20 protein-coding genes and 2 pseudogenes are annotated in these 24,415 nt (G+C 70.4%); 10 read left to right on the top strand and 12 right to left on the bottom strand.

The window, feature by feature from the left end:
• Positions 1-5 precede the first annotated feature (5 nt).
• Complete coding sequence (locus K4B79_RS44445) at positions 6-977, bottom strand: carbohydrate ABC transporter permease (protein WP_232033158.1); 972 nt, start codon at positions 975-977, stop codon at positions 6-8.
• Between the two features lie 100 nt (positions 978-1,077).
• Positions 1,078-2,388, bottom strand: coding sequence for an extracellular solute-binding protein (locus K4B79_RS44440; protein ID WP_232033157.1), 1,311 nt, complete (start codon positions 2,386-2,388; stop codon positions 1,078-1,080).
• 282 nt (positions 2,389-2,670) lie between these two features.
• On the opposite strand from K4B79_RS44440, the gene K4B79_RS44435 reads away from it, so the two are divergent.
• Positions 2,671-3,687 carry a LacI family DNA-binding transcriptional regulator gene (locus tag K4B79_RS44435; RefSeq protein ID WP_232033156.1) on the top strand — a complete coding sequence of 339 codons (1,017 nt, stop codon included), beginning with the start codon at positions 2,671-2,673 and terminating at the stop codon, positions 3,685-3,687.
• 674 nt (positions 3,688-4,361) lie between these two features.
• On the opposite strand, the gene K4B79_RS44430 is transcribed toward K4B79_RS44435, so the two are convergent.
• The 3 genes and pseudogenes from K4B79_RS44430 to K4B79_RS44420 form a co-directional block, all read right to left on the bottom strand.
• Entirely contained in the window at positions 4,362-6,062 is a 1,701-nt protein-coding gene (locus K4B79_RS44430; protein WP_232033155.1) for an alpha-amylase family protein, read from the bottom strand.
• Positions 6,053-7,057: a TIGR03885 family FMN-dependent LLM class oxidoreductase gene (locus K4B79_RS44425; protein WP_232033154.1), complete on the bottom strand. Its 1,005-nt coding sequence runs from the start codon at positions 7,055-7,057 to the stop codon at positions 6,053-6,055. Before K4B79_RS44425 ends, K4B79_RS44430 begins: the two co-directional genes overlap by 10 nt.
• Positions 7,058-7,187: 130 nt before the next feature.
• A pseudogene (locus K4B79_RS44420) lies at positions 7,188-7,316 on the bottom strand (transposase); the annotation flags it as partial.
• Here K4B79_RS44420 and K4B79_RS48790 point away from each other — a divergent pair.
• Together K4B79_RS48790 and K4B79_RS44415 are read left to right on the top strand one after the other, a co-directional pair.
• Positions 7,259-7,465 (top strand): DUF6338 family protein, encoded by a 207-nt coding sequence (locus K4B79_RS48790; protein WP_374208586.1) that lies wholly within the window; start codon positions 7,259-7,261, stop codon positions 7,463-7,465. The pseudogene K4B79_RS44420 and the gene K4B79_RS48790 overlap by 58 nt on opposite strands.
• Positions 7,452-7,541, top strand: a pseudogene (locus K4B79_RS44415) (IS5/IS1182 family transposase); the annotation flags it as partial. The gene K4B79_RS48790 and the pseudogene K4B79_RS44415, both read left to right, overlap by 14 nt.
• A 39-nt stretch (positions 7,542-7,580) precedes the next feature.
• Here K4B79_RS44415 and K4B79_RS44410 read toward each other — a convergent pair.
• Positions 7,581-9,854 carry an MMPL family transporter gene (locus K4B79_RS44410; protein WP_232033153.1) on the bottom strand — a complete coding sequence of 758 codons (2,274 nt, stop codon included), beginning with the start codon at positions 9,852-9,854 and terminating at the stop codon, positions 7,581-7,583.
• A 175-nt stretch (positions 9,855-10,029) separates the two neighbouring features.
• Between K4B79_RS44410 and K4B79_RS44405 the strand changes: the two genes are divergently transcribed.
• Positions 10,030-11,202: a sensor histidine kinase gene (locus tag K4B79_RS44405; RefSeq protein ID WP_232033152.1), complete on the top strand. Its 1,173-nt coding sequence runs from the start codon at positions 10,030-10,032 to the stop codon at positions 11,200-11,202.
• A complete protein-coding gene (locus tag K4B79_RS44400; RefSeq protein WP_232033151.1) occupies positions 11,177-11,839 on the top strand; it encodes a response regulator in 663 nt (220 codons plus the stop codon). The genes K4B79_RS44405 and K4B79_RS44400 overlap by 26 nt, the downstream gene beginning before the upstream one ends.
• Before the next feature lie 85 nt (positions 11,840-11,924).
• Here K4B79_RS44400 and K4B79_RS44395 read toward each other — a convergent pair whose 3' ends face one another.
• From K4B79_RS44395 to K4B79_RS44365, 6 genes are all read right to left on the bottom strand, one after another.
• The gene (locus tag K4B79_RS44395) at positions 11,925-13,007 is read right to left on the bottom strand and encodes a lytic polysaccharide monooxygenase (RefSeq protein ID WP_232033150.1); all 1,083 of its coding nucleotides are present in this window, start codon (positions 13,005-13,007) and stop codon (positions 11,925-11,927) included.
• A gap of 99 nt (positions 13,008-13,106) precedes the next feature.
• The gene (locus K4B79_RS44390) at positions 13,107-15,317 is read right to left on the bottom strand and encodes a glycoside hydrolase family 6 protein (protein ID WP_232033149.1); all 2,211 of its coding nucleotides are present in this window, start codon (positions 15,315-15,317) and stop codon (positions 13,107-13,109) included.
• A gap of 42 nt (positions 15,318-15,359) precedes the next feature.
• A complete protein-coding gene (locus tag K4B79_RS44385; protein ID WP_232033148.1) occupies positions 15,360-17,555 on the bottom strand; it encodes a glycoside hydrolase family 3 N-terminal domain-containing protein in 2,196 nt (731 codons plus the stop codon).
• 172 nt (positions 17,556-17,727) lie between these two features.
• Complete coding sequence (locus tag K4B79_RS44380; protein ID WP_232033147.1) at positions 17,728-18,858, bottom strand: GH12 family glycosyl hydrolase domain-containing protein; 1,131 nt, start codon at positions 18,856-18,858, stop codon at positions 17,728-17,730.
• Positions 18,859-19,114: 256 nt separating this feature from the next.
• Positions 19,115-20,137, bottom strand: a complete 1,023-nt coding sequence (locus K4B79_RS44375) for a LacI family DNA-binding transcriptional regulator (RefSeq protein ID WP_232033146.1) — start codon at positions 20,135-20,137, stop codon at positions 19,115-19,117.
• Positions 20,138-20,699: 562 nt separating this feature from the next.
• Positions 20,700-21,254 (bottom strand): PadR family transcriptional regulator, encoded by a 555-nt coding sequence (locus tag K4B79_RS44365; protein ID WP_232033145.1) that lies wholly within the window; start codon positions 21,252-21,254, stop codon positions 20,700-20,702.
• Between the two features lie 176 nt (positions 21,255-21,430).
• Between K4B79_RS44365 and K4B79_RS44360 the strand changes: the two genes are divergently transcribed.
• The 5 genes from K4B79_RS44360 to K4B79_RS44340 all read left to right on the top strand — a co-directional run bounded on the left by K4B79_RS44360 (position 21,431) and on the right by K4B79_RS44340 (position 24,412).
• Entirely contained in the window at positions 21,431-21,754 is a 324-nt protein-coding gene (locus K4B79_RS44360) for a TcmI family type II polyketide cyclase (RefSeq protein ID WP_232033144.1), read from the top strand.
• A gap of 29 nt (positions 21,755-21,783) precedes the next feature.
• Entirely contained in the window at positions 21,784-22,176 is a 393-nt protein-coding gene (locus K4B79_RS44355) for a VOC family protein (RefSeq protein WP_232033143.1), read from the top strand.
• Positions 22,177-22,191: 15 nt separating this feature from the next.
• The gene (locus K4B79_RS44350) at positions 22,192-22,650 is read left to right on the top strand and encodes an anthrone oxygenase family protein (RefSeq protein ID WP_232033142.1); all 459 of its coding nucleotides are present in this window, start codon (positions 22,192-22,194) and stop codon (positions 22,648-22,650) included.
• Between the two features lie 92 nt (positions 22,651-22,742).
• Positions 22,743-23,141 carry a cupin domain-containing protein gene (locus tag K4B79_RS44345; protein WP_232033141.1) on the top strand — a complete coding sequence of 133 codons (399 nt, stop codon included), beginning with the start codon at positions 22,743-22,745 and terminating at the stop codon, positions 23,139-23,141.
• Positions 23,138-24,412, top strand: coding sequence for a beta-ketoacyl-[acyl-carrier-protein] synthase family protein (locus tag K4B79_RS44340; RefSeq protein ID WP_232033140.1), 1,275 nt, complete (start codon positions 23,138-23,140; stop codon positions 24,410-24,412). The genes K4B79_RS44345 and K4B79_RS44340 overlap by 4 nt, the downstream gene beginning before the upstream one ends.
• Positions 24,413-24,415 lie beyond the last annotated feature (3 nt).

Here is a 24,415-nt window from a genome sequence, read left to right as displayed (position 1 = left end):
CCCGGTCAGGTCCTGCGCGTGGTGAAGCGCTTGACGATGCGTTGGACGACGAACACCACGATGAGCAGCAGGAACATCGCCCAGGCGACCGTGGCGGCCCGCCCCATCTGGTAGTTCTTCCAGCCCTCCTCGTACAGCAGCAGACCCAGGGTCTGGTACTGGTTGTCGGCTCCCCCGGTGATGCCGTTCGGGCCCTGGCCGAAGATCAGGGGTTCACCGAAGAGCTGCGTGGCGCCGATCGTGGACAGCACGATGGTGAACACGATGGTGGAACGGATGCCGGGCACGGTGACCTTCAGGAACTGCTGCCACCGCGAGGCGCCGTCGATGGCCGCGGCCTCGTAGCGGTCGCGCGGGATCGCCTGCATCGCGGCGAGGTAGAGCAGCGCGTTGTAGCCGGTCCAGCGCCAGATCACGATGGAGGAGATCGCCGTCTGCGCGGCCCACTTGTTGTTCTCCCAGTCGAGGTTGTCGACGCCGACGAGGCTCAACATCCAGTTGATCATGCCGAAGTCGCGTTCGAAGAGCATCGTGAACACGAGGGCGGCGGCACCGACCGAGGTGGCGTACGGCGTCAGGGCGGCGACACGGAAAAACGTGGAGCCGCGCATCCGGTAGTTGAGCAGGTGCGCCAGTCCGAGTGCCATCAGCAGTTGGGGCACGGTCGACAGGACACCGATGGTGAAGGTGTTCAGCAGCGCGTTCCAGAAACGGTCGTCCTCCCACAGCGCCGTGTAGTTGCCGAAACCGACCCACTCCATGAGGTTCAGGGTCGACAGTTCGACGCGGTGCAGCGAGATCCACGAGGTGTAGATGAGCGGGTAGAAGCTGAAGGCGGCGAACACGATGAAGAACGGGGCGACGAAGGCGTACGGGGCGCCGCGGACGTCGAGGCGGTGCAGCAGCGTGCGGCGGCGCTGATGCTCCGCTGTGACGCCGGGCGCGCCGTTGGGGGGTGTGGAGGTGGAGATGGCCACCGGAAGGCGTCCTTCCTGGAGGGTTGGAGAGGCGGGCAGGGGCCCGGCGGCCCCATGCGGGCCACGCGTGGGGCGCCGGGCGACGGGCAGGGGCCCCAGGTCAGCCGGCGGCCTTCTCAATCCGCTCGTCACTGGTCTTCCACGCCTCGTTCGGGCTCTTGTTCTGCGCCTCGATCAAGGTCAGACCCTGCGAGAAGATGTCCTTGATGGTGCCGTCCTTGCGGCCGAGCACCTGCTCGTCGGGGATCTCCTGGGCCGCGGCGCCGAAGATCTTTCCGATGGGCGCGCCACCGAAGTAGTCCGACGTGGCATCGACGACCTCGGGCATCTCCAACGCGGTCTGCGACGAGGGGAAGTTTCCGATCTTCTCGAAGAGGTAGGCCTGCTGCTCGGGCGCGGTGAGCCAGGCGACGAGGTCCTGCGCCTCCTTCTTGACGGGACTCTTTTCCATCACGCCAAGGAACGATCCGCCCCAGTTGGCGCCCTTGGGTGCCTTGGCGACGTCCCACTTGCCCTTGTTCTTCGGTCCCGCCTTCTCGCTGATGTGCGCGAGCATCCACGCCGGGCAGACGGTGCTGGCGAACGTGCTGTTGGCCAGGCCGGGGTCCCAACCGGGCTGGAACTGACGGAGTTTGGCCGTCAGGTCGGACGTGGCCGCTTCGGAGGCCAGCTTCCACGCGTCCTGCACGACAGGGTTGGTGGCGTAGATCAGCTTGCCCTGCTTGTCGTAGAACTGCTGGGAGTTGCCGTAGATCATGGCGTTGAACAGTCCGCTGGAGCTGTCCATGAAGGCGACCTTGTCGTCCTTGGAGTCCTGCTTGAACCGCTTGCCGGCGGCGACGTACTTCGACCAGTCGCCCTCCCACAGCTTGGCGACCTCGTCGCGGTCGGTGGGCAGGCCGGCCTGCTCGAAGAGGTCCTTGCGGTAGCAGACGGCCATGGGGCCGATGTCGGTGCCGAGGCCGATGACCTTGTTGTCGGTGGTGGTGACCTGGCTCTGCTTCCACGGAAGGAAGTGGTCCGTCCCGGCCACTCCGGCGAGGTCGACGAACTTGTCCTTCTGGGTGTCGGACAGTTCCTTGGCCCTACCAATTTCTATGCCCTGAATGTCCTTCAGTCCGCTGCCTGCGGCCAGGTGGGTCTGCAGGGCGGTGTAGTAGGTCTGTTCGTCGCCCGCCACGTCCGCCTTGATGACGACGTTCGGGTGTTCCTTCATGTACTTGTCGAGCAGGCCGGTCTCCTTGAAGCCCATGACGCCGAAGAGCCCCATGGTGATGGTGACCTTGCCGTCCTTCTTGCCACCTCCGGTGCCTCCGTCGCTGCCCCCGCAGCCCACGATCAGGCCGAGAGCCGACGTGACCGACACGGCGGCCACGGCTTTCGTACGCAAGGCGCTTCGGAACTTGTCCATTTCATCCTCCTAGCGGCGGCGCTGACGCACCGGAGATCGCGCCCTGCGGTCCGCTCCGCAGGCACGATTTGTTCGGTGGGAACGTTCCCATTTGACGGTGGGAACGTGCCCACTCAGGAGCCGCAGCCTCGCCGCCCCGGAAGGCGTCTGTCAAGAAGTTGAATCCACTTCGTTGCGGAAAGATGTCGCGGGTCCGCACGCACGTGCTGCGGGTGCCCTCCTCGGATCTGGCACAATGCGCAGGTGAAAGCCGTCCAGGCAGAGCCGAGCGAGGGAGGCGCCATGGGGGAACGGCAACGCCCGACCATCATCACCGTGGCAGCCCGCGCCGGCGTCGGACGCACCACGGTTTCACGAGTCATCAACGGCTCCGAACTCGTCAGCGAGAAGGCGAGGGCCGCCGTCCTCGCCGCCATCGCCGAGCTGAACTACGTCCCGAACTCCGTTGCCCGGGGCCTGGTGACGAGCCGGACGAACTCCGTGGCTCTGGTGATCCCCGAGTCGGAGAGCAAGCTGGGCTCGGAGCCTTACTTCTCGGCGGTCATCCGCGGTGTCAGCACCGCCCTCGCGGAAACCCGCACACAGCTCCAACTGGTACTCATCCGCGACCAGGCAGAGCGCGACCAGCTCACCCAGTCGGTCGCGGAACGGCGTGTAGACGGGGTCCTCCTCGTCTCCGTGCACGAGCACGACCCGCTGCCCGGGCTGCTGGAGGACATGGGGCTGCCCACGGTGCTCGCCGGACGCCGCTCCCCCGACGAGTCGCTCAGCCACGTGCACTCCGACAACACCGGCGGGGCCGCGACGGCCGTCAACCACCTCCTCGCGCGGGGGCGGCGCACCGTCGCCACGATCAGTGGTCCGCTGGACATGGAGGTAGGGCGCAGCAGACTCCAGGGATGGCGCGAGGCCCTCGAGAAGGCCGGCCACCAGGGCACGGACCGGCTCGTGGCCTCGGCCGACTTCACCGAGGAGGGCGGCGGGGCCGCGATGCGTTCACTCCTTGAACAAGTCCCTGAACTCGACGCCGTCTTCGTCGCCTCGGACGTCATGGCGGCGGGGGCTCTGGCCGAGCTGCGCAGGCAGGGCAGGAGCGTCCCCGACGACGTGGCCGTGGTCGGGTTCGACGACTCCATCATCGCCCGGCACACCAATCCGCCCCTCAGCACCGTGCGCCAGCCCGTCGAGGAGATCGGCGCCATGATCGGACGCATCCTCCTGGAGGAGATCAGCGATCCCGAAAGGCCGCGCAGGCGCGTCACACTTCCCACGGAACTCGTCGTACGCGAATCGTCTTGAGTCCAAGACGGGTGCTGCTGAACCACCTGCGCACACCCAGAACGTTGGCCTGCCCTCTCCGGCTTGACGCGTGGGGGCCCTTGGCGCTCACGGAGGTCTGATCCGTCGCGGGGCTTGTGGGGCGGCGGCTGGTGGACGTTCGTCGGAACAAGTGGTGCCGCGTGGTGGCCCTGCGTGTTCACCCCACCCCGCGAGGTGGCCGGGAACCTTGCCGAAGGGCTGGACCCGCATTGCCGGTGGACATGGAGGTAACGGGTGAGGCGAAGAGTGTCGTCGTTGCTGTAGGTCAGGTTGGCCGGTGGCGTAGCCGGCTTCCGTCGAGAGGCTCGCAAGGTCGTAGACGTAGGTCTGTGAGGGCGTGCCGTCGGAGTAGACGCTATTTGCGGGGCAGGACCCGCACGCGCCACGCATCCCGATGCCGGAGGGCGGGACCGGTCCGAGCGGCGGCCCGTCCGGGTGCGGTCTGCCGTTCGGCTCCGCTGTCGTAGAGCGCCCGGCCGAGGTTCTGGCCGTCGGCTCCCTCCTGTGTTGGGCGGTCGGATCGAGTGTCGTCATCACCGCCCTCTGTGTGTACCGCGGCTGTGGTGCCGATGGGCGGGGGTACCGCTACCGGCCCCCCGGGCGCGGCACACTCGCGGCTCCGCCGATGGGTCGGGACCCCGCTCATGGGCCTGTCAGTCGGACGCGATGCTTTCGGGGTCGTCCGCCGGGGTGCCGACGCGGAGCCACCGGTAGCCGTACGCGGGCAGGTCGACCTCGAACATGCCGTCCTCGCCTGACTTGAGACCGGTGTGTCCCTCGTCGAGCAGATCCGTCAACCGTCCACCGGATCCAGCCTCGGCCAGTTCCAGCCGTACGGTGTGAGGCCGGTCCGCGAAGTTGTGTACGGCCAGGACGGTGCCGTCACCGGCGTGGCAGACGTGCGCCAGCACGGCGTCCTGCCCCGTCGTGAGCAACCGGTAGTCACCCCAGGCCAGTTCGGGAGTCTCCCGGTAGCGTTCGATGAACAGACGCATGCGGCTCAGCAGGGAAGCGGGGTCGCGGCTCTGCTCGTACACGTTGATCTTCTGGGGACCGAACGCGCCGTCCACCAACGGGTTGGGGAAGGCGTCCGGCTCGGCGGTGGAGAACCCGGCGGTCTTCTGTGGAGTCCACTGCATCGGGGTGCGTACGGCCTGGCGTCCCTCCGCGGCCAGGTTCTCGCCCATGCCCACTTCCTCGCCGTAGAAGAGCACCGGGGTACCCGGCAGGGTGAACAGCAGGCTGTAGGCCAGTTCGACGCGCCGTCGGTCGCCGTCGACCATGGGCGGGAGCCTGCGGCGCAGCCCTCGGTCGTACAGCTGCATGTCCTTGTCCGGGCCGAAAGACGCGAACACCTCGGCCCGTTCGGCGTCGCTGAGTTTGTCGAGGGTGAGTTCGTCGTGGTTGCGCACGAACATGGCCCAGTGGGCGTCGCGCGGCGCCTCGGGGCGGTCGCGCAGTGCGGCGGCCAGCGGCCTGGCGTCGTGGCGTGCCATCGACAGGTACATCTGCTGCATCGCGACGAAGTCGAAGCACATGGTGAGTTCGTCGCCGCGGTCCGAGGAGGGGTCGCCGAAGAACCGGATGGTGCCGTCGTAGGGCAGGTTGACCTCGCCGAGCAGGACCGACTCGCCGTTGCGGCGACCGAGGAAGGCACGCAGGTCGGCGAGGTACTCGTGCGGGTCGGGCAGCTGTTCCGCGTCGCTCTGTCCGTCGGTCTCCAGCAGGAAGGGCACGGCGTCGACCCGGAAGCCGGACAGGCCGAGCTGGGTCCAGAAGCCCATGATGCGGGCGATCTCGTCACGGACCTCGGGGTGGGCGACGTTGAGGTCGGGCTGCTGCTTGTAGAAGCGATGCAGGTAGTACTGGCCGCTGCCCTCGTCGTACTCCCACAGACTGTCCTCCGCGTCGGGGAAGACCACGCCCTGGGGGCCGTCCTTGGGGGGCTCGTCCGTCCATACGTACCAGTCGCGGTGGGCGGACTCCCGGCCGGAGCGGGCGTCCTTGAACCAGGGGTGGTCCTCGGAGGTGTGGTTGACGACGAGATCGGCGATCACGCGGATGCCGCGGTCGCGGGCGGTGCGCACGAACTCGGCGAAGTCGCCGAGGGTGCCCAGGCGCGGGTCCACGCCGTAGAAGTCCGTGATGTCGTAGCCGTCGTCGCGCTCCCGTGTGGGGTAGAAGGGCATCAGCCACACACAGGTCACGCCGAGGCGCACCAGGTGGTCGATGCGCTGGGTGAGCCCCGCGAAGTCCCCGATGCCGTCGCCGTTGCCGTCCTGGTACGTCTCGACGTCCAGGCAGTACACCACCGCGTTCTTCCACCACAGGTCGGACGTGCGTGTCAGACGCATCGGTACTCCTTGGCCGTGGCGGGGATCGGGCGGGTCACGTCGAGTCGCGGCAGTACCTCGGCGCCGAACGCGTCGATGAACGCGGCCTGTTCCCGGCCTACGTGGTGCAGCATCACCGCCTCGAACCCCAGGTCGGCGTACTCCTGGAGCCGGGCGGCGTGCCGGCCGAGGTCGGAGGAGACGTCGACCGTGCGCGCGACCTGCTCGGGGGTGACGTGCTCGCTGACGACGTCGAACAGTTCCGCGGAGTCGAGGTCCCAACTGGCGGGCGGGGCGTGGACATTGGTCCGCCACTGGTCATGCGCGAGGGCAAGCGCCTCCGCCTCGTCGGGTGCCCAACTCAGATGCACCTGGAGGTGGAGAGGTCCACGGCCGCCCGCGTCACGGTACGCGCCGATGATCTCCCGCAGGCGTTCGACAGGGGCGTTGACCGTGATCAGTCCGTCCGCCCACTCGGCGCACCAGGCCGCGGTGGCAGTGCTGCACGCGGCCCCTATGAGCGGCGGTTCCTCGGGCGGCAGCGTCCACAGTCGTGCCCGGTCCACGGTCACCAGCCCGTCGTGGCTGACCTCCTCGCCCCGCAGCAGCGCCCGAACGACGTCGACGCACTCCCGCAGGCGCGCGGAGCGGATGTCCTTGCGGGGCCAACCCGCGCCGGTGATGTGTTCGTTGGAGGCCTCTCCGGTGCCGAGCGCGGTCCAGAACCGGCCCGGGTTCATGGACGCGAGCGTGGCGATCGCCTGAGCTACGACAGCGGGGTGGTAGCGCTGGCCGGGCGCGTTCACCACACCGAACGGCATCTGGTCGGTGGCCTGGAGGGCGGCTCCGAGCCATGACCAGGCGAAGCCGGACTCCCCCTGACGCACGCTCCACGGCGAGAAGTGGTCCGAGCACATGGCGGCGGTGAAGCCCGCCTGCTCCGCACGTACCACGGCGTCGAGCAGATCTGCGGGCGGAATCTGCTCGTGCGAGGCGTGTAATCCGTAGACAGTCATGGCAAGCGACTACCCTCCGGACGGTTCCTCAGCGGGTGGCGACCCCACGGGTGCCGGCACCGTCGCAACTCCCCCGCCGCACGATGCGCGTGGTGGCGTTGAGGGGCGCGGGAGAGGGGTCGGGAGGTGCCGGCGGCAGCTGCCGCCAGGTGCAGCCCGACGTGGCCACGAAGATGATCGCGGCCAGTGCTTCGCGGTCACCTGCTCGAGCTCGACCGCCGCCCTGAGGGCGCTTCACCTCCGGACTGGGCACTACCCTCGACCGATCCGGACCCGGCCCGGCGCGATCTCGTCCTCCAGCGCCCGATCGCCTGGACGGGACCGGGTGACGTTCCGCGCACGCGCTCCACGGCGGTGTGCGTCCTTGTACCGGGCGCACATGTGCGCATCATCCACATCGGAGGGTGACCGCAGCCGCACGCTGCCGCCGCACCTGCGTACGCTGGTCGGCCTGGTGTACCTCCGCCGACATGACACCCTCGCTCCCACAAACACCGCCGGCACAACGCAACATTTGCCTGAGTCAACGGTCAACCAGCCGTGGACGCGGGGCCTCACCCGTGGATTGCGCGTCGGGCTCGTCGGCGCCGACCGGGCCGCGGGGAAGCGTCCGGTCCAGCCACTTCGGCAGCCACCAGTTGGTCCTCCCGAGGAGTGTCATGGTCGCCGGTACCAGCACCATGCGTACGACCGTGGCGTCGATGAAGATCGCGGTGGCCAGGCCGAGCCCGAACATCTTGGTGGAGGGGTCCTCGGCGACGGCGAAGGACAGGAAGACCGCCACCATGATGAGGGCCGCCGAGGTGATGATCCGGGCGGTGCGCGAGACGCCCTCGACGATCGCCGTGCCGTTGTCGCCGGTGCGCAGGTACTCCTCGCGCACGCGGGACAGGAGGAACACCTCGTAGTCCATCGACAGGCCGAACAGGATGGCGAAGAGGAACATCGGGATGAACGACACGATCGGAACCGTCGCTTCCAGCCCGATGAGTGCGCCTGCCCAGCCCCACTGGAAGACCGCGACCATGATGCCGTAGGCCGCACCGATGCTCAGCAGATTCAGCAATACCGCCTTGAGCGGTACGACGACCGAGCGGAAGACCAGCATCAGCAGCAGGAACGACATCGCCAGCACGGCGGCGACGAACACCGGCAGGCGTTCGCTGGTGCGTTGGCCCACATCGGACAGGCTCGCGGCGGCCCCGCCGACGTGCGCGCCGGCCGGACCGTGCCCGATCACCGTGGGCAGCACGTCGGTGCGCAGCCGGGCGATGGTGTCGGCCGTGGCCTTGTCCTGAGGGCTGGTGGTCGGGAACACCACGAGGGTCGCGATGCCAGTGGTCCGATCGATGTGCGCCGGCGCGACGGATGCGATGCCCGGATCCGCCGCGACCGTGGTGACGAGACGGTCCACCACTCCCCGATCGCCGGAGGGTTCCACAGCGATGACGAGGGGACCGTTGGTGCCCGGACCGAACCCCTCGGCGACGAGGTCGTAGGCGCGTCGCTCGGTACGGCTCTGCGGCAGTGAGCCGTCGTCGGGCAGGCCGACGCGCAGGCCGAGCACGGGCAGCGTCGCCGTCAGCAGCAGCCCCGCCGCGCCGACCGCGTACGGCACCGGGTGCCGGCAAACGTGCCCGATCCAGCGACGCCACCCGGCGGCGTGGGCGGCGCCTGCCGCCGGGTCCCGCCGCCGTGCGAGTCGGCGGCCCAGCTTCCCGGTCTGCAGAGCCCGGCCGATCCGGCCGGCCCGGGCCAGGCGCGGGCCTGCCGCGCCGAGGAAGGCCGGCAGCAGCGTCACCGACGCGAGCACCATCGTCAGGACGACGATCGAGACGGCGAGCCCGCCCACTGTCATGAACGGCACGTTCGCGACCGCCAGGCCGAGGATCGACACGACAACGGTGCCGCCGGCGAAGACCACCGGCCGCCCCGCCGTTGCCACCGCCCGTCCGGCCGCCACCTGCGGATCGAGCCCGCACGCGAGGTACTCCCGGTGCCTGGCGAGCACGAACAGCGCGTAGTCGATGCCCACTCCGAGCCCGACCATGCTGCCCAGGACCGGTGCGAAGGTGGGGACCTCCGTCACCCCCGCCAGTACCGTCATCGTGGCGACCCCGACGGTCAGCCCGAAGACCGCCATGCCGATCGGCAGCGCGGCGGCGACGAACGAACCGAACGCGAGGAACAGGATCGCGGCCGCGGCGAGGAGGCCGATCAACTCGCTTACGCCGCCGGCGGGTTCGGAGAAGGCGTAGAAGAGGCTCCCGCCCATCTCGATGTGCAGCGGCAGCTCGGCGCGCAGCCGGTCGCCGAGATCGACGAGGGCGTCGAGGTCCTCGGTCGACAGCCGGCTCTGGTCGGGGTACTGCACCCGGACGACCGCGGTCCGCCCGTCGGCCGAGACGAGTCCGCCGCGCACGGCGGTGTCCCCGCCCGCCTCCAGCGCCCCCGCCGGGTCGCTCGTGCCGAGCACGTGCGGCAGCCGCTTCACCTCGGCCCGCAGCCGCGTGAGGGCGGTGCGCGCGCCGTCGTCGTCGAAGAACGTCGCACTGTCACCGAGGGGGGTGACGACCACTTGGGCGGTCATCCCCTCCTGGCCGGTGCCTGCCCGCTCGATCAGTTCCGCGGCCCGTCGGGAGTCCAGCCCCGGAGCGGTCAACGAGTCCGCGGTGCGCCCGCCGAAGGCGACGGCGGCGAGGACGGCGAGCGTGACGGCGAGCAGCCATGCCGCGATCACCCGCCAGGGATGGCGGGCGGCGCTTGCGCCCACGCGCAACAGGGCTTTCGAGAGCATCGGGTCCTCCAACCACCTCGTCGGCCGTCCTTGTACGGCCGCCGATGCCGAGGCTCGTCGCCACGGCGCTGCGCGGCATCGGCCCGCGGGCCGCGGATCCGTCGGCCCCGGGGCGGAGTGACGACCCATCCTTTCGGCCGATGCGCGGCACGCCGCGGTCCCTAGGCTGGGAACCGTGCTCCGAGACGACCTGCGAACCCTGTGGACCGAACCCCGGCCGCCCCACGCGCCCGCCCGGGTGCGGCGGGACTGGGCGCTGCTCGCCGCGAGCCTTGCCGGTGTGGCGCTGGAGGCCACCCTGCGCGAGAACGTCGTGTGGCGGCCGGCGGCGGCGGTGCTCGCCGTATGGCTGTGCCTGCTGCTCCTGTGGCGCCGGACCCGCCCGCTGGCGATGGTGACGCTGGCGTTCGGCTCGGTTCTCCTGCTTACGGTGGCCTCGCTCGTCGCCGCGGCGCGCGAGCCCGTCGGCCTGTACACCGGCGTGGTCGTGCTGGTGCTGGTGTACGCGCTGCCCCGGTGGGGATCGGGACGCGAGATCGTGCTGGGCGGCGCGGTGATCCTCGCGGTCGGCGCGCTGTGTGTCGTCGCGGACGAGACCCCGGTCGTCGAAAAGGTCGTGGGCTTCGTCTTCCTGCTGCTGCCCGGCGTGGTCGGGGCCGCCGTGCGGTTCTGGGTGACCGCTCGCGAGCGGCAGTTGGAGCAGGTGCGCTCCCGCGAGCGCGAGCAACTCGCCCGGGAACTGCACGACACGGTGGCCCACCACGTGTCGGCCATGGTGATCATCGCCCAGGCGGGCGCGGTGCTCGCGGGCACCGACCCGTCCGCCGCCGTCAAGGCACTGGAGGAGGTCGAGGAGGAAGGGGCGCGCACGCTGGAGGAAATGCGCGCCATGGTCGCCGCGCTGCGCGACCGCGGGATCGGAGCCGAGCTGGCGCCCCCTGCCGGAGTCGCGGATCTGGAGCGCCTGGTGCGCACCCCGGGTGGTCGCCTCAGGGTCGACCTGGGGCTCGACGGCGAACTGGACGCGCTGCCCCCGACCGTGGACGCGGCCGTCTACCGGATCGTGCAGGAGTCGGTGACCAACTCGCTGCGCCATGCGGCCGACGCGACCGAGCTCGTCGTCCGGGTCGCCGCGGAACGGCACACGGTACGGGTGAGCGTGCGCGACAACGGCCGGCGCACCGGCCGGGGCCGCGACGGATACGGACTTACCGGACTGCGCGAGCGCGCGACCCTGCTCGGCGGCACACTACGAGCCGGCCCGGGTACCGATCGGGGCTGGCATGTCGAAGCCGAACTGCCCAGAGCGAGGAGCGAGAGCGGTGTCCATTCGCGTCCTCGTCGCTGACGACCAGACGATCATCCGCACCGGGCTGCGGATCATGCTGAACGCCCAGCCCGGCATCGAGGTGGTCGGCGAGGCCGCCGATGGGCAGGAAGCGGTACGCCTGGCCCGCGAACTCCGCCCCGACGTCTGTCTGTTCGACATCCGCATGCCCCTGCTCGACGGGCTCGAGGCCACCCGGCTGCTCGCCGGCCCCGGCGTCGCCGACCCCCTGGTCGTGGTCGTCATCACCACGTTCGACCTCGACGAGTACGTCTACGGCTCACTGCGAGCCGGCGCCCGCGGATTCCTCCTCAAGGACACCGGACCAGACCTTCTGGCCCAGGCCGTACGGTCGGCATCCGACGGTGAGGCGCTCATCGCGCCCAGCGTCACCGTCCGTCTCCTCCGGGCGTTCGCGGACCTGCCCGCCGGCCGGCCCACAACCCAGCCGGTCTCCCCCGTCACCGCCCGCGAGGAGCAGGTACTCCTCGCCGTTGCCCGCGGACTGACCAACACCGAGATCTCCGATGTACTGCACATCAGCCTCAGCACGGTGAAAACGCATCTGGCCAGCCTGATGGCCAAACTCGGCGCCCGCAACCGGGTCGAGATCGCGATGTGGGCCTACGAAACGCGCCGTATCCTCCCCGGAACCTGAGCCGGGTGCCGGGCCATGACCTATGAGTCCCCGCCGAGAACGCCGGCTCCCCGCGGTGCGGGAGCCGGCGTCTCGGCGGGACTTCTCAGGGGGCGACGCAGCCGATCGAGCCGACCGGATGGTTGTTGCCGGTGGAGGTGGCGGTGAAGCCGAAGGTCACGCTGCCGTCCGGCGCGACGGTCCGGTTGTGGTCGACGTTTCTGACCGTGACCGTGCCGTCGGATCCGGTACTGAGCGTGCCGTTCCAGACCTGGTTGAGCCGGGTGCCGGTGCCGGGCTGCCAGCGCACGGCCCAGCCGTTCATCGGTGCGGTGTTGTGGTTCATCACCTGGACGGAGCCCTGGAAGCCGCCGTTCCAGGCGCTGGTCACCTCGTAGACGGCCATGCAGCCGCTGTGCGGGTCGGTCGGAGTGGGGGTCGGAGTCGGCGTGGGCGTCGGGGTGCCGCCCGAGCCGCGGATGCCGGTCACCTCGCCGTTGCCGCCGTCGAAGACGATGTCGGAGCAGGAGAAGAAGTTCTCCTGGCTGTCCGAGCGCACCCACTGGATGAACAGCACCGCGTCACCCGAGCGGCCCGCGGGCAGGTTGAGGTTCCAGTAGTAGTGGCCGGACTCGCTCCCCGGCGAGCCGGACTGGGCGGGGTTGGTGACCGTCTGGATGAGCTCCAGGTCGCCCCAGCCCAGCGGGGAGCTGGGCGAGTAGCCGGGCTTGGACAGGTACACCCGGAAGTCGCCCGGGTGGGCCGCCCAGTTGCTGTACCGGACCTGCATGCTCCTCCCGGAGGTCAGATGCGTGCGGGGCCAGTCGGCGCGGGCGGCGTTGTAGCCGGTGAAGTTGTACGGGGAGCGGTCACCGGCGCTGCACAGCTTGCCGTCCGGCACGTAACCGGCGCCGCGACCGCCCGCGTTGGAGTCGAGCACGGCGAACCAGTTGTACAGAGCCGTCGATCCGCTCTCGGCCAGCGCCGCCTTGCACGCCGGGTTCGTCGGATCCAGGGCGCCGGTGCCGGTCTTGGCGTCCAGATAGCAGAGATACGTCCGCGACCCGGGCATCATCGCCACCCCGTGGGCCTGCGCGCTGCCCTGGCCGAGCAAGGCCAGACCGAGACCGCTCAGCAGGGTGGCGAGCACCGCCGCCCAGGAGAGGAGCCGGTTTCTGCGTCGAACCATGGTGCCTCCTGTCGTTCCGTGGCTGTCCGCTGTGGAGCCCCCGCCCGCCCGGGAAGAGGTCGCTCCGGGCGGGCGAGGGAGTGTGGGGAGGTAGACGGATCAGGCGGGCGGTGCGCCCCAGGCCAGGGTGGTGCCGAGGTAGCCGGGGATCGCCGGGGCGTCGGTGTAGGAGGTGGCGGTGGTGCGGCTGTGGTCGCCGACCTCGTCGAACGCGGACCAGTCGGACTTGGCCATGCGGATCTGGATGTCACCGGTGTCACGGCCCGCGGCCAGGGAGCCGGCCGAGAAGCCGACCTCCAGATAGGCGTCCGCGCCCGCGACCGGGGTGCTCAACGGGACGACCCTGAGCTTGACGTTGGAGCAGCCCACCGCGGCGTAGTCGCAATAGGCATTGACGGTGGACGAGCCGCCGTCGCGGGTGAAGTAGTAGCGGGCGGTCACTCCGGTCAGGTCGACAGCGGCGCTGCCGGTGTTGGTGATCCGCAGGCCGGGGCGGATGGCGTTGTCGGTGGCCGAGGAGTCGTTGTTCTTGTAGGCGACCTTGAGGCCGCCCGCCGGGTCGGGACCGCCGCCGCCCGTCTCGGTGGTGACGCTCAGCGCCGCGGAGGCGGGTGAGACGTTCCCGGCCGCGTCGCGGGCCCGCACGGTGTAGCTGTAGGCCGTGGCGGCACTCAGTCCGGTGTCCGTGTACGTGGTGCCGGCGGCCGGCGAGCCGACCCGGGTGCCGTTGCGGTACACGTCGTACCCGCTCACGCCCACGTTGTCGGTGGCCGCGGTCCAGGACAGGGAGACACTGCTCGCGGTCTTCGCGGTGGCCTGCAGTCCGGTCGGGGCGGTCGGGGCCGTGGTGTCACCCGGGTCGGTGCCGCCCGTCGGCACGGCGGGGTAGGCGTTGCGCACCAGCATCAGGAACTGGTTGTGGAACCAGTGGCCGGCCAGCGGTGCGTCGGGCAGCGCCCCGGTCTTGTTGTTGCCGGCGTTCGGTGCGGTGTAGTCGGGGTCGCACATCGGGTCCGCGCGCTTGCCCTCCTCATTGGGGATGTCCTTGCTGGCCCCGTCGGACTCCCCCGGCGGCTTGACCCACAGGAAGGCGTCGAGGTGCGAGTCGGGGTGTCCGGAGGGCGTGGCCTGCGGCGGCTGCCCGAGCCCGGCTCCGCTCGCGTTGCACCACAGACCGCGGTGGAAGCGGCGGTCGACCTTGGACTCGTTGACGTAGGTGTCGAGGGTGGTGCTGGTGCTCTCCGCGGTGGGCCGCGCGGCGCCGCCCCAGCCGTTGCGGGAGGTGTCGACCACCAGACCGGTGGAGGCGGGCCAGCCCGACGAGACCAGCGCCCGGTGCACGTTCTTGGTGAAGTCCACCTCGTCGAAGTTCGGGTTCCACTCGTAGTACTTGCCCGACTTGACCGGGTTGCCGCCGACCTGCTTGTCGGGGTTGGTCAGGAAAGGCTCCTCCAACGGCGTGTAGTTGGCGACGTTCGTGATCAGCCCGTCGACGCTGCTCAGCCCGGCCGCGGTGCCCCTGGCCACCTCGGTGTACTGCTGCACGGTCTGGGTCAGGTTGTTGTCCCAGCCGAGCCAGCCGGAGTGCGCGTAGTCCAGGTAGGTGTACACGTTCGGGATGGCGTGCAGCTTGTCCAGGGCGTACCGGATGCCCTCGACGTAGATGCCGCTGCTCTTGGCCTGGGCGCACTCGGGGTCGGAGGTGTTGGTGACCAGGTTGGGCAGGCTGTCGGGCTCGACGACCGTGGTGATGCGGATGTCCTGGTACTTGGGATTCTTCATGACGTTCGCGATGACGTCGATGTACTCGGTCTTGTAGCGGGACAGGCCCGCCTGGGTGAGCGGGAGTTCGCCGCTGGAGGCGAGGGCGGCGCAGTCGCGTCCCGGCAGGTCGTACACCACGAAGGTGGCGGTGATCGGCTGTCCGGGCTTCTTCTGGGCGAGCGCCAGGTCGAGGTGGTCGGCCAGGCTCTTGCGTCCCGCGTTGGCGTCACCGCCGTGGACGGCCGCGATCCGGTCCATCCAGACGGCGGTCGGATAGCTCTTGACCTTCTCCATCTTCGCCTTGAGCGTGGCGTCGGAGGTCTGCGCGATGGACGTGTTCACGTGCTCGGCGTAGTCGGGGTTGAGGTAGAAGGTCGCCCCCGCGAAGGGGTTGTCGACATGAGGTTCCGCCGCTGCCGCGGGCTGTCCCGCGATCTGGCCGGCCACCCCGAGCATCAGGGTGGCCAGGGCGGTGGCCAGGGCTGCCGACCGTCGTCGGCGCGTGCGCGGCAGCGAGGCGCCGTCGGCTCTGGTCGGGTTGGTCATTGTGCCCTCCTCGGTGGTACGTGCGGGTGTGCCGGTCGTACGTCAGGAGCCGGTGCACTGCGGAGCGGGCGTGCCCGCGCCGCCGTTGGCGGTGAAGCCGAACGAGGTGGTGGCGCCGGGAGACAGGGCGCCGTTGTGGGCGGCGTTGCGGACGGTCGCGCGGCCCTGGGCCACGGTCAGGGAGCCGTTCCACAGGCTGGTGACGGTGGAGCCGCCCAGATCCCAGGCGACGGACCAGCCGGTGAGCGGGCCGGTGCCGGAGTTCTTGACGGTCATCTCCGCCTGGTAGCCGCCGTTCCAGGCCGAGACGACCTTGAACTGGGCGGTGCAGGACGTGGGTTGGGGCTCCGGGTCGGGGTCGGGACCGGTGCCGTAGGTCAGGCCGTGCCCGTACGCGAAGAGCGGGCTCTTGCCGTCGCCGTCGTTGATGGGCTGCTGGGAGGCGCTGCGCATCCACGTCATGGGGAGCTTGCCGGTCGGGGCGTGGTCGCCGAAGAGCACATCGGACACTCCGGCGCCCTCGGTGCCGGGCAGCCAGGCCGCCAGCAGGGCGCGCCAGTCCGGGAGTTGGGCGGCGATGTCGAGCGGGCGTCCGGAGACCAGGACCACCACGACGGGCACCCCGCTGGCCTTGAGCCGGCTGAGGGTCTGCAGGTCCTCCTGGTCCAGCCCCATGCCGCTGGGCCGGTCGCCGTGCATCTCGGCGTACGGCGTCTCCCCGACCACCGCGACGGCGGCGGTGTAGCTGCCGTCGATGCCGTTGCCGTAGCGGTCGTAGGTGATCCGGGACGGGTCGGTCGCGGCGGCGCGGATGCCCTTGAGGACGGTCGTGCCCTCGGTGACGGGCCCGCTGCGGCCCTGCCAGCCCAGGGTCCAGCCGCCGCTCTGGTTGCCGATGTCGTCGGCGGACTTGCCGGCCACGAACAGCTTGGCGTTCTTCGCCAATGGCAGGATCGCGCCGTCGTTCTTCAGCAGCACCTGCGACTGGCGCACCGCCTGCCGGGCCAGGGCGCGATGCTCCGCGGAGCCGACGGTCGGGGTCAACGACCGATCGGTGAGGGGCTTTTCGAACAGGCCGAGCTGGAACTTCTTGGTGAGGATGCGCCGGTTGGCGTCGTCGACGCGGGCCAGGGGGATCCGCCCGGCGCTCACCTCGCCGCGCAGCAGGGTGAGGAACTTCTTGTAGTCGTGCGGGACCATCACCATGTCGACGCCCGCGTTGACGGCCGTGGTGATCTCGGCGCCGGTGAAGCCGCTCTGCCCGTCCAGCTGGTCGACCGCGGCCCAGTCCGAGACGACGAAGCCGGTGAAGCCCAGCTCGCCCTTGAGTACGTCGGTGACCAGATACTTGTGCCCGTGCGAGCGCACGCCGTTCCAGCTGCTGTAGGACAGCATCACCGAGCCCACGCCCCGCCGTACCGCCTCCTGGAAGGGCGGCAGGTGGATCGCGCGCAGCTCGGCCTCGGACAGCTCGGTGTTGCCCTGGTCGACGCCTCCCGTCGTGCCGCCGTCGCCGATGTAGTGCTTGGCGGTGGCCAGCACCGACGCCGGGCCGCCGCCCAGGGCCGTGCCCTGCATGCCGGTGACGAACGTGGCCATGGAGGTGGGCAGTTCGGGCTTCTCGCCGAACGACTCGTAGGTGCGTCCCCACCGGTCGTTGCGAGCCACGCACAGACACGGCGCGAAGGACCAGTCGATGCCGGTACCGGCCACCTCCTCGGCCACCGCCCGCCCGACGCGCTGCACCAGCGCCGGGTCACGGGTGGCGCCGAGACCGATGTTGTGCGGGAAGAGCGTGGCGCCGCGCACCGCGTTGTGGCCGTGCACCGCGTCGATGCCGTAGATCATCGGGATGCCGAGCGGGGTGGCCAGGGTGGTGCGCTGGAGGGAGTCGTAGGTGTCGGCCCAGGTCTGGGCGTTGTTGGGGCTGACCGTCGAGTCGCCGCCGGAGAGCACCGAGCCGATGCGGTAGGTGGCGAGGTCGGACTGCGGGACGAGCGCGTCCTTCTCGATCTGGGTCATCTGCCCGAGCTTGTCGTCGAGCGTCATCCGGGAGAGCAGATCGCTGACCCGCTGGGGCACCGGAAGGGAGGGGTCCTGGTACGGCAGGGCGACGGCGGCCGTGGGGACCTGGGCGGGCGCGCCGGGCGGGGCGGCGGCAAGCACGGGCAGCGCGAGGGTCGCGGCGCACAGCGCGGCGACGAGGGCGGGGCGGCGGGGCCGGGAGCGTAAGGGCACGCCCGCGGGTGAGGGCGGCGTGCGGTGTGCGGACACGGTGCGGCTCGGGCTCATGGGGTGCGGCCTTTCCGGATGCGGGCCGGAGGGGCGGACGTGGGGGCCGGGGCCCGCCCCGGTCGGGGGGAAGGCGGGGCGGGCCCCGGAGTAGGCCGGTGCGGTGCACCGGCTTCGGTCAGGCGCTGGTGCAGGCCGTGCCGTTCAGGGTGAAGGTGCCGGGCTTGGCGAAGGTGCCGCTGTAGGTGCCCTGGAAGCCGAAGGTCTGGCTGCCGCCGGCGGCGATCTGCGCGTTGTGCGCCACGGGACTGGCCGTCACCGCGCCGGAGGAGCCGGACAGGGTGGCGTTCCAGGGGCTGGTGGCGCGCTGTCCGGAGGGCAGGGTGAAGCCGAGCTGCCAGGAGTTCAGGGCGGTGGTACCGGTGTTCTTGACCGTCACGTCGGCGGTGTAGCCGCCCTGCCAGACGTTGGTCGCGTAGGTCACCTGGCAGGCCGTGGCCGGCCCACCGGGGCCGCCCGGGCCGCCGCCACCGAGGTTGACGGCGGAGGAGAAGGAGTTCACCGCGAGTCCGGCGCCGTTCTGCCACGGCTCGAACCCGGCCTGGACGCTCGTCAGGTACCAGTTGTTCTGCGCCAGGCCCCGGGCCACGGCCTGGTCGACGAAGTCCATGACGTCGAAGCTCCAACTGCTGATCGCCGAGGGAGCGACGAAGGAGATCACGTCGTTGGAGCCGTTGCTGCCGGTCCACACCTGCCAGGTGCGGCCGCCGACGGTGGCGTTGCCCACCGGCGAGCCGATCGGCTGGATGGAGCCCACCCGGTTGAACCAGATCATGATCTCGGTGCGGTTGACGCCGTCGGTGCGGGGCGTCGGGTCCAGCCAGATGTCGTACGAGGCGTTGTACACGGCGCCCGAGACATAGCCGTAGGAGATGCTGCTGGGCGCGCTGGAGATGGTGCTGAGCTGCGCCGGAAGGTTGGTGCCCGGCGAACAGTTCGTGTAATGGCAGCCGTTGAACACCGACGGGTACGACTTCGGGGCGCCGTTGGTGGGCACCGAGCCGTCGGCCTGGGTGAGGCGGAAGCCGGTGTCGGTGGCGGTGACGCACTGGGGGGCGCTGGTGCCCCAGCGGTTGTTCTGCACGACGTAGCGGCCCTGGATGACGGTCGAGCCGTACTGCTCGCAGATCGTGGTGTCGGCCTGGGCCGGCGGTGCGGCGACGAGGAGGGCCGCGAGCGCGGCGAAAGCGGAGAGCAGCGCGGCGAACAGGCCGCGCACAGGGCGGGGACGGTGCGGTAACGATCGCATGCGGGTGCCTTTCTCGAACGTGGCTCGGCTGGAGCCGGTACGGGAGCGCTCCCACCTCCCCAACGATGGGAGCGCTCCCAAACCACCGGTTCGGGTCGGACTGTAGGTATCTGCCCATGTCCCTGACAACCCTGTGCACGCGAATGTGTCGAACGGATTTCGACGTCGCAGGTCAGGCGGACACGTCGCAACCTTTCGACGGGCTCCGGGAGTTGGGAGCGCTCCCGAAAGTTTCGCCCTGCCCTCTCCGCGGCCCTCAGGCCGAGCCGCGCACCACCAGGCGGGTGCGCAGGATGACATGGCGCCAGGCGACCTCCGGCTGCTCCATCTCCTCCATCAGCAGCCGCACCATGGTCCGCCCGATCTCCTCCAGCGGCTGCCGGACCGTCGTCAGCGACGGCTCGGTGTCCTGGGCGAGCGTAAAGTCGTCGAAACCGATCACCGCGACGTCCTCGGGCACTCTGCGGCCTGCCGCCCGCAGTACCTCGAGTGCTCCGGCCGCCATGGTGTCCGAGGCGGCGAAGACGGCGTCCGTGTCCGGGTGCCGGGCGAGGACTTCGGCCGTCGCCCGACGCCCGCTGTCCGCGGTGAAGTCACCTTCGACGACCAGTGAGGAAAGGGCTTCCACACCGGCGGCGGCCAGCGCCTCCCGGTACCCGCGCAGCCGGCACTGGGTGACATACATGTCGAGTGGCCCGGTGACGGCTGCGATCCGGCGGCGCCCCCCGCGCAGCAGATGCTCGACCGCGCCGCGGGCCCCACCGACGTTGTCCGCGTCCACATAGGTGACGTGCTCGTCGCCCGAGCGGCGGCCGAGCAGCACCGTGGGCAGCCCGGCGTCGGCGAGCATGTCCGGCAGCCGGTCCTCGGCCCGCACGGACAGCAGCAGCACCCCGTCCACCCGCCCGCCGCGCGCGTACTCGACGAAGCGCTGCCGCTCGGCATCCGTGCGGACCAAGGTGAGCAGCAGCTGCACCGAGGTGTCGGCGAGGGCGTCGCCGACGGAGCGGATGATCTCGGAGAAGAAGGGTTCCCCGAACAGCCGCCAGTCCCGTTCGGTCAACGCCAGGGCCACCGCGTCCGCGCGCCGCCCGGCCAGTGAACGGGCCGCCAGATTGGGCACGTAACCCAGTTCGTCGATGGCCCGCTCGACGGCCCGGCGCGTGGACTCCTTCACGCCCGCCGCGTTGTTGACGACCCGCGAGACGGTGCCGCGCCCGACACCGGCGAGAGCCGCGACTTCCTCCAACGTCGGCGAGCCAGGGCGCTGCCTGCCCATAACCACCCCCAGGGCACCCGATCTTACGGGCCGCGCCCCACTGTGATCGAACACCCCGGAAGATCAGCCGGAGTACGCTCCCGCAGCTCATCTCGCGCACCTTTCCGGACACCGTCATCGGGAAGGAGTCGAGCACCCGCACTGCGGCCGGGATCTTGTGGGCCACCTGCGCTGCGCAGCAAGCCGGTACGTCCTCCAGCGTGGGCGGGTCGGCCGGATCGCGGGGGATGACGCAGGCCGGCACCTCCTCGCCGGCACCGCTCGTGCGGCACGCCGATCACCTGGAAGTCGGCGGTCCGAGGCCTCGCGGGAGTGCTCGAAGAGGGCCTTCGTAGTGCCGGAACCCGATTCCCGGCCGGTGTACGTGGGAGCGGAGTGCGCGGCGGCCCTGGCGTTTGTGGTGCTGCTGGTGCCGGCGCTGCGCCGCTTCCCGGTGATCCAGGGGCCATGACACCTCCCCGGCCGAACGGAACCAGGGCGCGCAGCGAGACGACCGGGGCAACACGCCCACCGGGCGGACGCCGGCTTCAGGCGAGGAGCGCAGGCGAGAGGCGCCCGGTCGTCACTGTTCCGCGTTCTCGGCCAGCGCCTTGTTGAGGTCGTCGAGGAGCTCCCGGTGCCACTCCAACTCGGCACGCAGCCGGAGTTCGGTGTGTCGGAAACTCAGCCGTCCCAGCCGGTTGAGATGGGGCTCGGCCACGTCCCGCAGGTGCAACCACGCCGTGAGCCGCAGCTCCAGCGCCTGGTAGCGGTCCTCGATCAGTGCCCGGACCTGGTCCTCCGGCATGTCGGAGACGTTCTGCAGGGCCAGATCGACGGGGTCGGGAGGGAGCCGGACCGTGCGCAGCGCCTCGGTGCGGTGCGCGTCGAGTTCGTCGAGGCCCGCCGCGGTGATCGCGTACACGGTGCGCGCCGGGCGGTTGCCCTCCTGCTCGGTGCGGACCGGGGTGACGACCCCTTCGAGCTCCATGCGGTGCAGGGCCCCGTACAGCGACCCCGGCTTCACATCGGTCCACAAGTCGGTGCGGTCGACCTGTGCCTCACGGCGAATCTGGTGTCCGTGCATCGGTCCGGACTTCGCCAGGGCGCCCAGGACGAACAGACGTGTGCTGTTCACGACCGTAGTCAAGCACGAGTACCCGCACCCGAACAACACGGTCGACCGGCCGCGACAGCCCGGCGTTGCATCGCTCTTGAATCGGCCTGGATCGCCCTTTGGCACGGTGGCTCCCAGCCCGAGGAGCACTCCCCGGGCCCACCCGGCAACCGACTCGGTTCTCAGGAGGCCACCGCATGGAGTACCAAGCCCTGATGATCCGCACGATCGATCCGCGCCACATGGACGACGTGGCCCGGATCTTCGCGGAGCACGACCGGACCACCGACCTCCCGCGCCGGATCGGGGTGCGTCGCCGTGAGCTCTTCGAGTTCCACGGTCTGTACCTGCATCTGGTGGAGTCGGACGTGCCCTTCATGGACCGGCTGCTGGAGGCGCGCAAGGACCCGCAGTTCATCGAGGTCGACCGCAAGCTCGACGCCTTCCTGCGCCCCTACCGCGACGACACCCCGACGATGGCGGAATCCCGCGCCCGCTCCTTCTACACCTGGACCGGCTGAGGCCCGATGACGCTCGTGAGGAGTCCCAGATGAACAGGCCTTCCGGGCCGGAGTACGACGGGAGCTTCACGCCCTGGCTCGGCGTCCGCGACCTGCACAAATCGATCTCGTGGTACAGCGAGAAGCTGGGCCTGGAAGTCTCGTTCCTGGCCGAGGAGGCCGGCTGGTGCGAACTCGGCATCGGCGCGGAACACGTCTTCGTCGGGCTGTACCGGATGGACTCCCCGGGCGGTACGGGCGGCGCGACCCTCACGTTCGGGGTGCGCGACCTGGACCGCGAACGGGCCCGTCTGGAGAGGCTCGGGGTGAGTTTCGACGGCCCCACGACGGCCATCCCCGGCCTCGTCAGCATCGCGACCTTCCGGGATCTCGACAACAACCCCGTCATGTTCAGCCAGCCGTTGCGCGCGATGCGGCACTGAGCGAAGGGACCGGCCGTGTGGACGACTGCCTTCACCGTCATCGCCCTGATGACCACCGGTACCGTCGCCGGAATCCTGTCCGACAGCGTCCTGGCGGGCATCCCCACCTATCGGACACTGCCGCCCGACCGATACGTCTGGATCCACCAGATCATCGACCGTCACTATGAACCCACGATGCCCGTCCTGGTGTTCGCGACCATCACCCTGGACACGGCGCTCGCGATCACCACCGGCAACACCCTGCACCGCGCGCTGTACCTGGGTGCCGTACTCGCGCTGCTGGGCGTCGCGGTGGTCTCGCAGTTCGCCGGCGTACGGCTGCTGCGGCACAGCGTACGAGGCCTCGACCCGGACCATCTGCCCGCCGACTGGTCCGACCCCCGGCCGGCCTGGCGCCGGTGGCACCTGGCGCGCACCGCGCTGGTCTTCGTGGCTTTCGCGGCCACCGCGGTGGCCGCGGTGCACCGCTGAGGCCGGCCCAGCACCCCGGCACCACGTTCACGCAACAGCGACTGATCCCGCAGGAGGACATCGTGTACGCGTCTCCCCCCAAGAAGATCGCCATGAAAGACGTATCACCCGCCCTACGTCAGGGCGGCGAGGTCCGTGTGCTCCTCGGCCCCCGGACGGTGGCCGCGACCGCGGGCTTCGGCGGCACGATCTCCCTCGCTCCCGGCGAACACGTCTCGGAGCTCTACCACCCGTACTCCGACAAGTACCTGTACCTCGTCAGCGGCCACGTGGTCATCCGCGTCGACGGTACGGAGATCGACATGGGGCCCGACGAAGCGATGATGCTGCGCCGGGGTCAGCGGCACCGGATCGAGAACCGGGGCGAGCAGAGCGCGTTCTTCGTCTTCCACGTCTCGCCCCTGGCGCCGAGCCCCGAGGTCGGCCATGTGGAGACCGAACCGCTGCCCCGCCCGGACGCGCCGCCCCCCGTTGTGGGTGCGGCCGGATGACACGCGACAGCGCCGCGCGCCGGGTCGCCGTGACCGGTCTGGGAGTGGTGGCGCCGGGCTCCCCCGGCACCAAGGCGTTCTGGGAGCTGCTGTGCGCGGGCCGTACGGCGACCCGCACGATCAGCTTCTTCGACGCAAGCCGGTTCCGTTCCCGGATGGCGGCCGAGTGCGACTTCGACCCGGCGGCCGAAGGGCTCTCGCCGCAGGAGATCCGCCGCATGGACCGGACCTCGCAGCTGGCCGTGGTCTCGGCGCGGGAGGCCATGGCCGACGCCGGACTGACCGCCGACGACCTGGTCCCCGAGCGGACGGGCGTCAGCATGGGCAGCGCCTGTGGCGCCACCATGGGGCTGGAGGAGGAGTACGTCGTCGTCAGCGACGGCGGCCGGCGGTGGGAGGTCGACCACGAGTACGCGGTCCCCCACCTTTACGGCTATCACGTGCCCAGCACCCTCGCGTGCGAGGTGGCGTGGACTGCCGGCGCCGAGGGGCCCGTGGCCCTGATCTCCACCGGCTGCACCTCGGGGCTTGACGCCGTCGGGCACGGTTTCCAGCTGGTGCGCGACGGCTCCGTCGACGTCGCGCTGGTGGGTGCCTCGGAGGCGCCGATCTCTCCGATCAGCGTCGCGTGCTTCGACGCCATCAAGGCCACCTCGCCTCGCAACGACGATCCGGAGCACGCGTCCCGTCCGTTCGACGGCACCCGCGACGGTTTCGTCCTCGGCGAGGGCTCGGCCGTACTGGTGCTGGAGGACCTGGACCGGGCCCGCGCCCGCGGCGTCCACATCTACGCGGAGATGGTGGGCTTCGCCACCCGGGCCAACGCGACGCACATGACCGGCCTGGACCCGGCGGGCCGGGAGATGGCGGAGGCCATCGACGTGGCGCTGCGCCAGGCCCGGCTGAGCCCGGACTCCGTCGGCTACGTCAACGCGCACGGCTCGGGCACCAAACAGAACGACATCCACGAGACCAACGCCTTCAAACGCTCGCTCGGCGCCCACGCCTACCGGGTGCCGGTGAGCTCGATCAAGTCGATGGTGGGGCACTCGCTCGGCGCCATCGGCTCGATCGAACTGGCCGCGTGCGTCCTGTCGATCGAGCACAACATGGTGCCGCCGACGGCGAACCTCCACACGCCCGACCCCGCGTGCGACCTGGACTACGTGCCCCTGCGGGCCCGCTCTCACCAGGTCGACGTGGCGCTGAGCGTCGGCAGCGGGTTCGGCGGTTTCCAGAGCGCGGCGCTGCTGGCCCGGACGGAGGGCTGACGC

This window comes from Streptomyces lincolnensis, from assembly GCF_021173675.1.
In the GTDB taxonomy this organism is placed as follows: domain Bacteria; phylum Actinomycetota; class Actinomycetes; order Streptomycetales; family Streptomycetaceae; genus Streptomyces; species Streptomyces lincolnensis_B.
This window is presented reverse-complemented; position numbering and strand designations above follow the sequence as displayed.

What these genes read in the sequence shown, in the direction of transcription:
- K4B79_RS44345 (WP_232033141.1), top strand. Translation starts at nt 22,743, where the DNA reads ATGAAAGACGTATCACCCGCCCTACGTCAGGGCGGCGAGGTCCGTGTG.
- K4B79_RS44340 (WP_232033140.1), top strand. Translation starts at nt 23,138, where the DNA reads ATGACACGCGACAGCGCCGCGCGCCGGGTCGCCGTGACCGGTCTGGGA.
- K4B79_RS44360 (WP_232033144.1), top strand. Translation starts at nt 21,431, where the DNA reads ATGGAGTACCAAGCCCTGATGATCCGCACGATCGATCCGCGCCACATG.
- K4B79_RS44425 (WP_232033154.1), bottom strand. Translation starts at nt 7,057, where the DNA reads ATGACTGTCTACGGATTACACGCCTCGCACGAGCAGATTCCGCCCGCA.
- K4B79_RS44380 (WP_232033147.1), bottom strand. Translation starts at nt 18,858, where the DNA reads ATGCGATCGTTACCGCACCGTCCCCGCCCTGTGCGCGGCCTGTTCGCC.
- K4B79_RS44395 (WP_232033150.1), bottom strand. Translation starts at nt 13,007, where the DNA reads ATGGTTCGACGCAGAAACCGGCTCCTCTCCTGGGCGGCGGTGCTCGCC.
- K4B79_RS44390 (WP_232033149.1), bottom strand. Translation starts at nt 15,317, where the DNA reads ATGACCAACCCGACCAGAGCCGACGGCGCCTCGCTGCCGCGCACGCGC.
- K4B79_RS44435 (WP_232033156.1), top strand. Translation starts at nt 2,671, where the DNA reads ATGGGGGAACGGCAACGCCCGACCATCATCACCGTGGCAGCCCGCGCC.
- K4B79_RS44355 (WP_232033143.1), top strand. Translation starts at nt 21,784, where the DNA reads ATGAACAGGCCTTCCGGGCCGGAGTACGACGGGAGCTTCACGCCCTGG.
- K4B79_RS44375 (WP_232033146.1), bottom strand. Translation starts at nt 20,137, where the DNA reads ATGGGCAGGCAGCGCCCTGGCTCGCCGACGTTGGAGGAAGTCGCGGCT.
- K4B79_RS44410 (WP_232033153.1), bottom strand. Translation starts at nt 9,854, where the DNA reads ATGCTCTCGAAAGCCCTGTTGCGCGTGGGCGCAAGCGCCGCCCGCCAT.
- K4B79_RS44440 (WP_232033157.1), bottom strand. Translation starts at nt 2,388, where the DNA reads ATGGACAAGTTCCGAAGCGCCTTGCGTACGAAAGCCGTGGCCGCCGTG.
- K4B79_RS44430 (WP_232033155.1), bottom strand. Translation starts at nt 6,062, where the DNA reads ATGCGTCTGACACGCACGTCCGACCTGTGGTGGAAGAACGCGGTGGTG.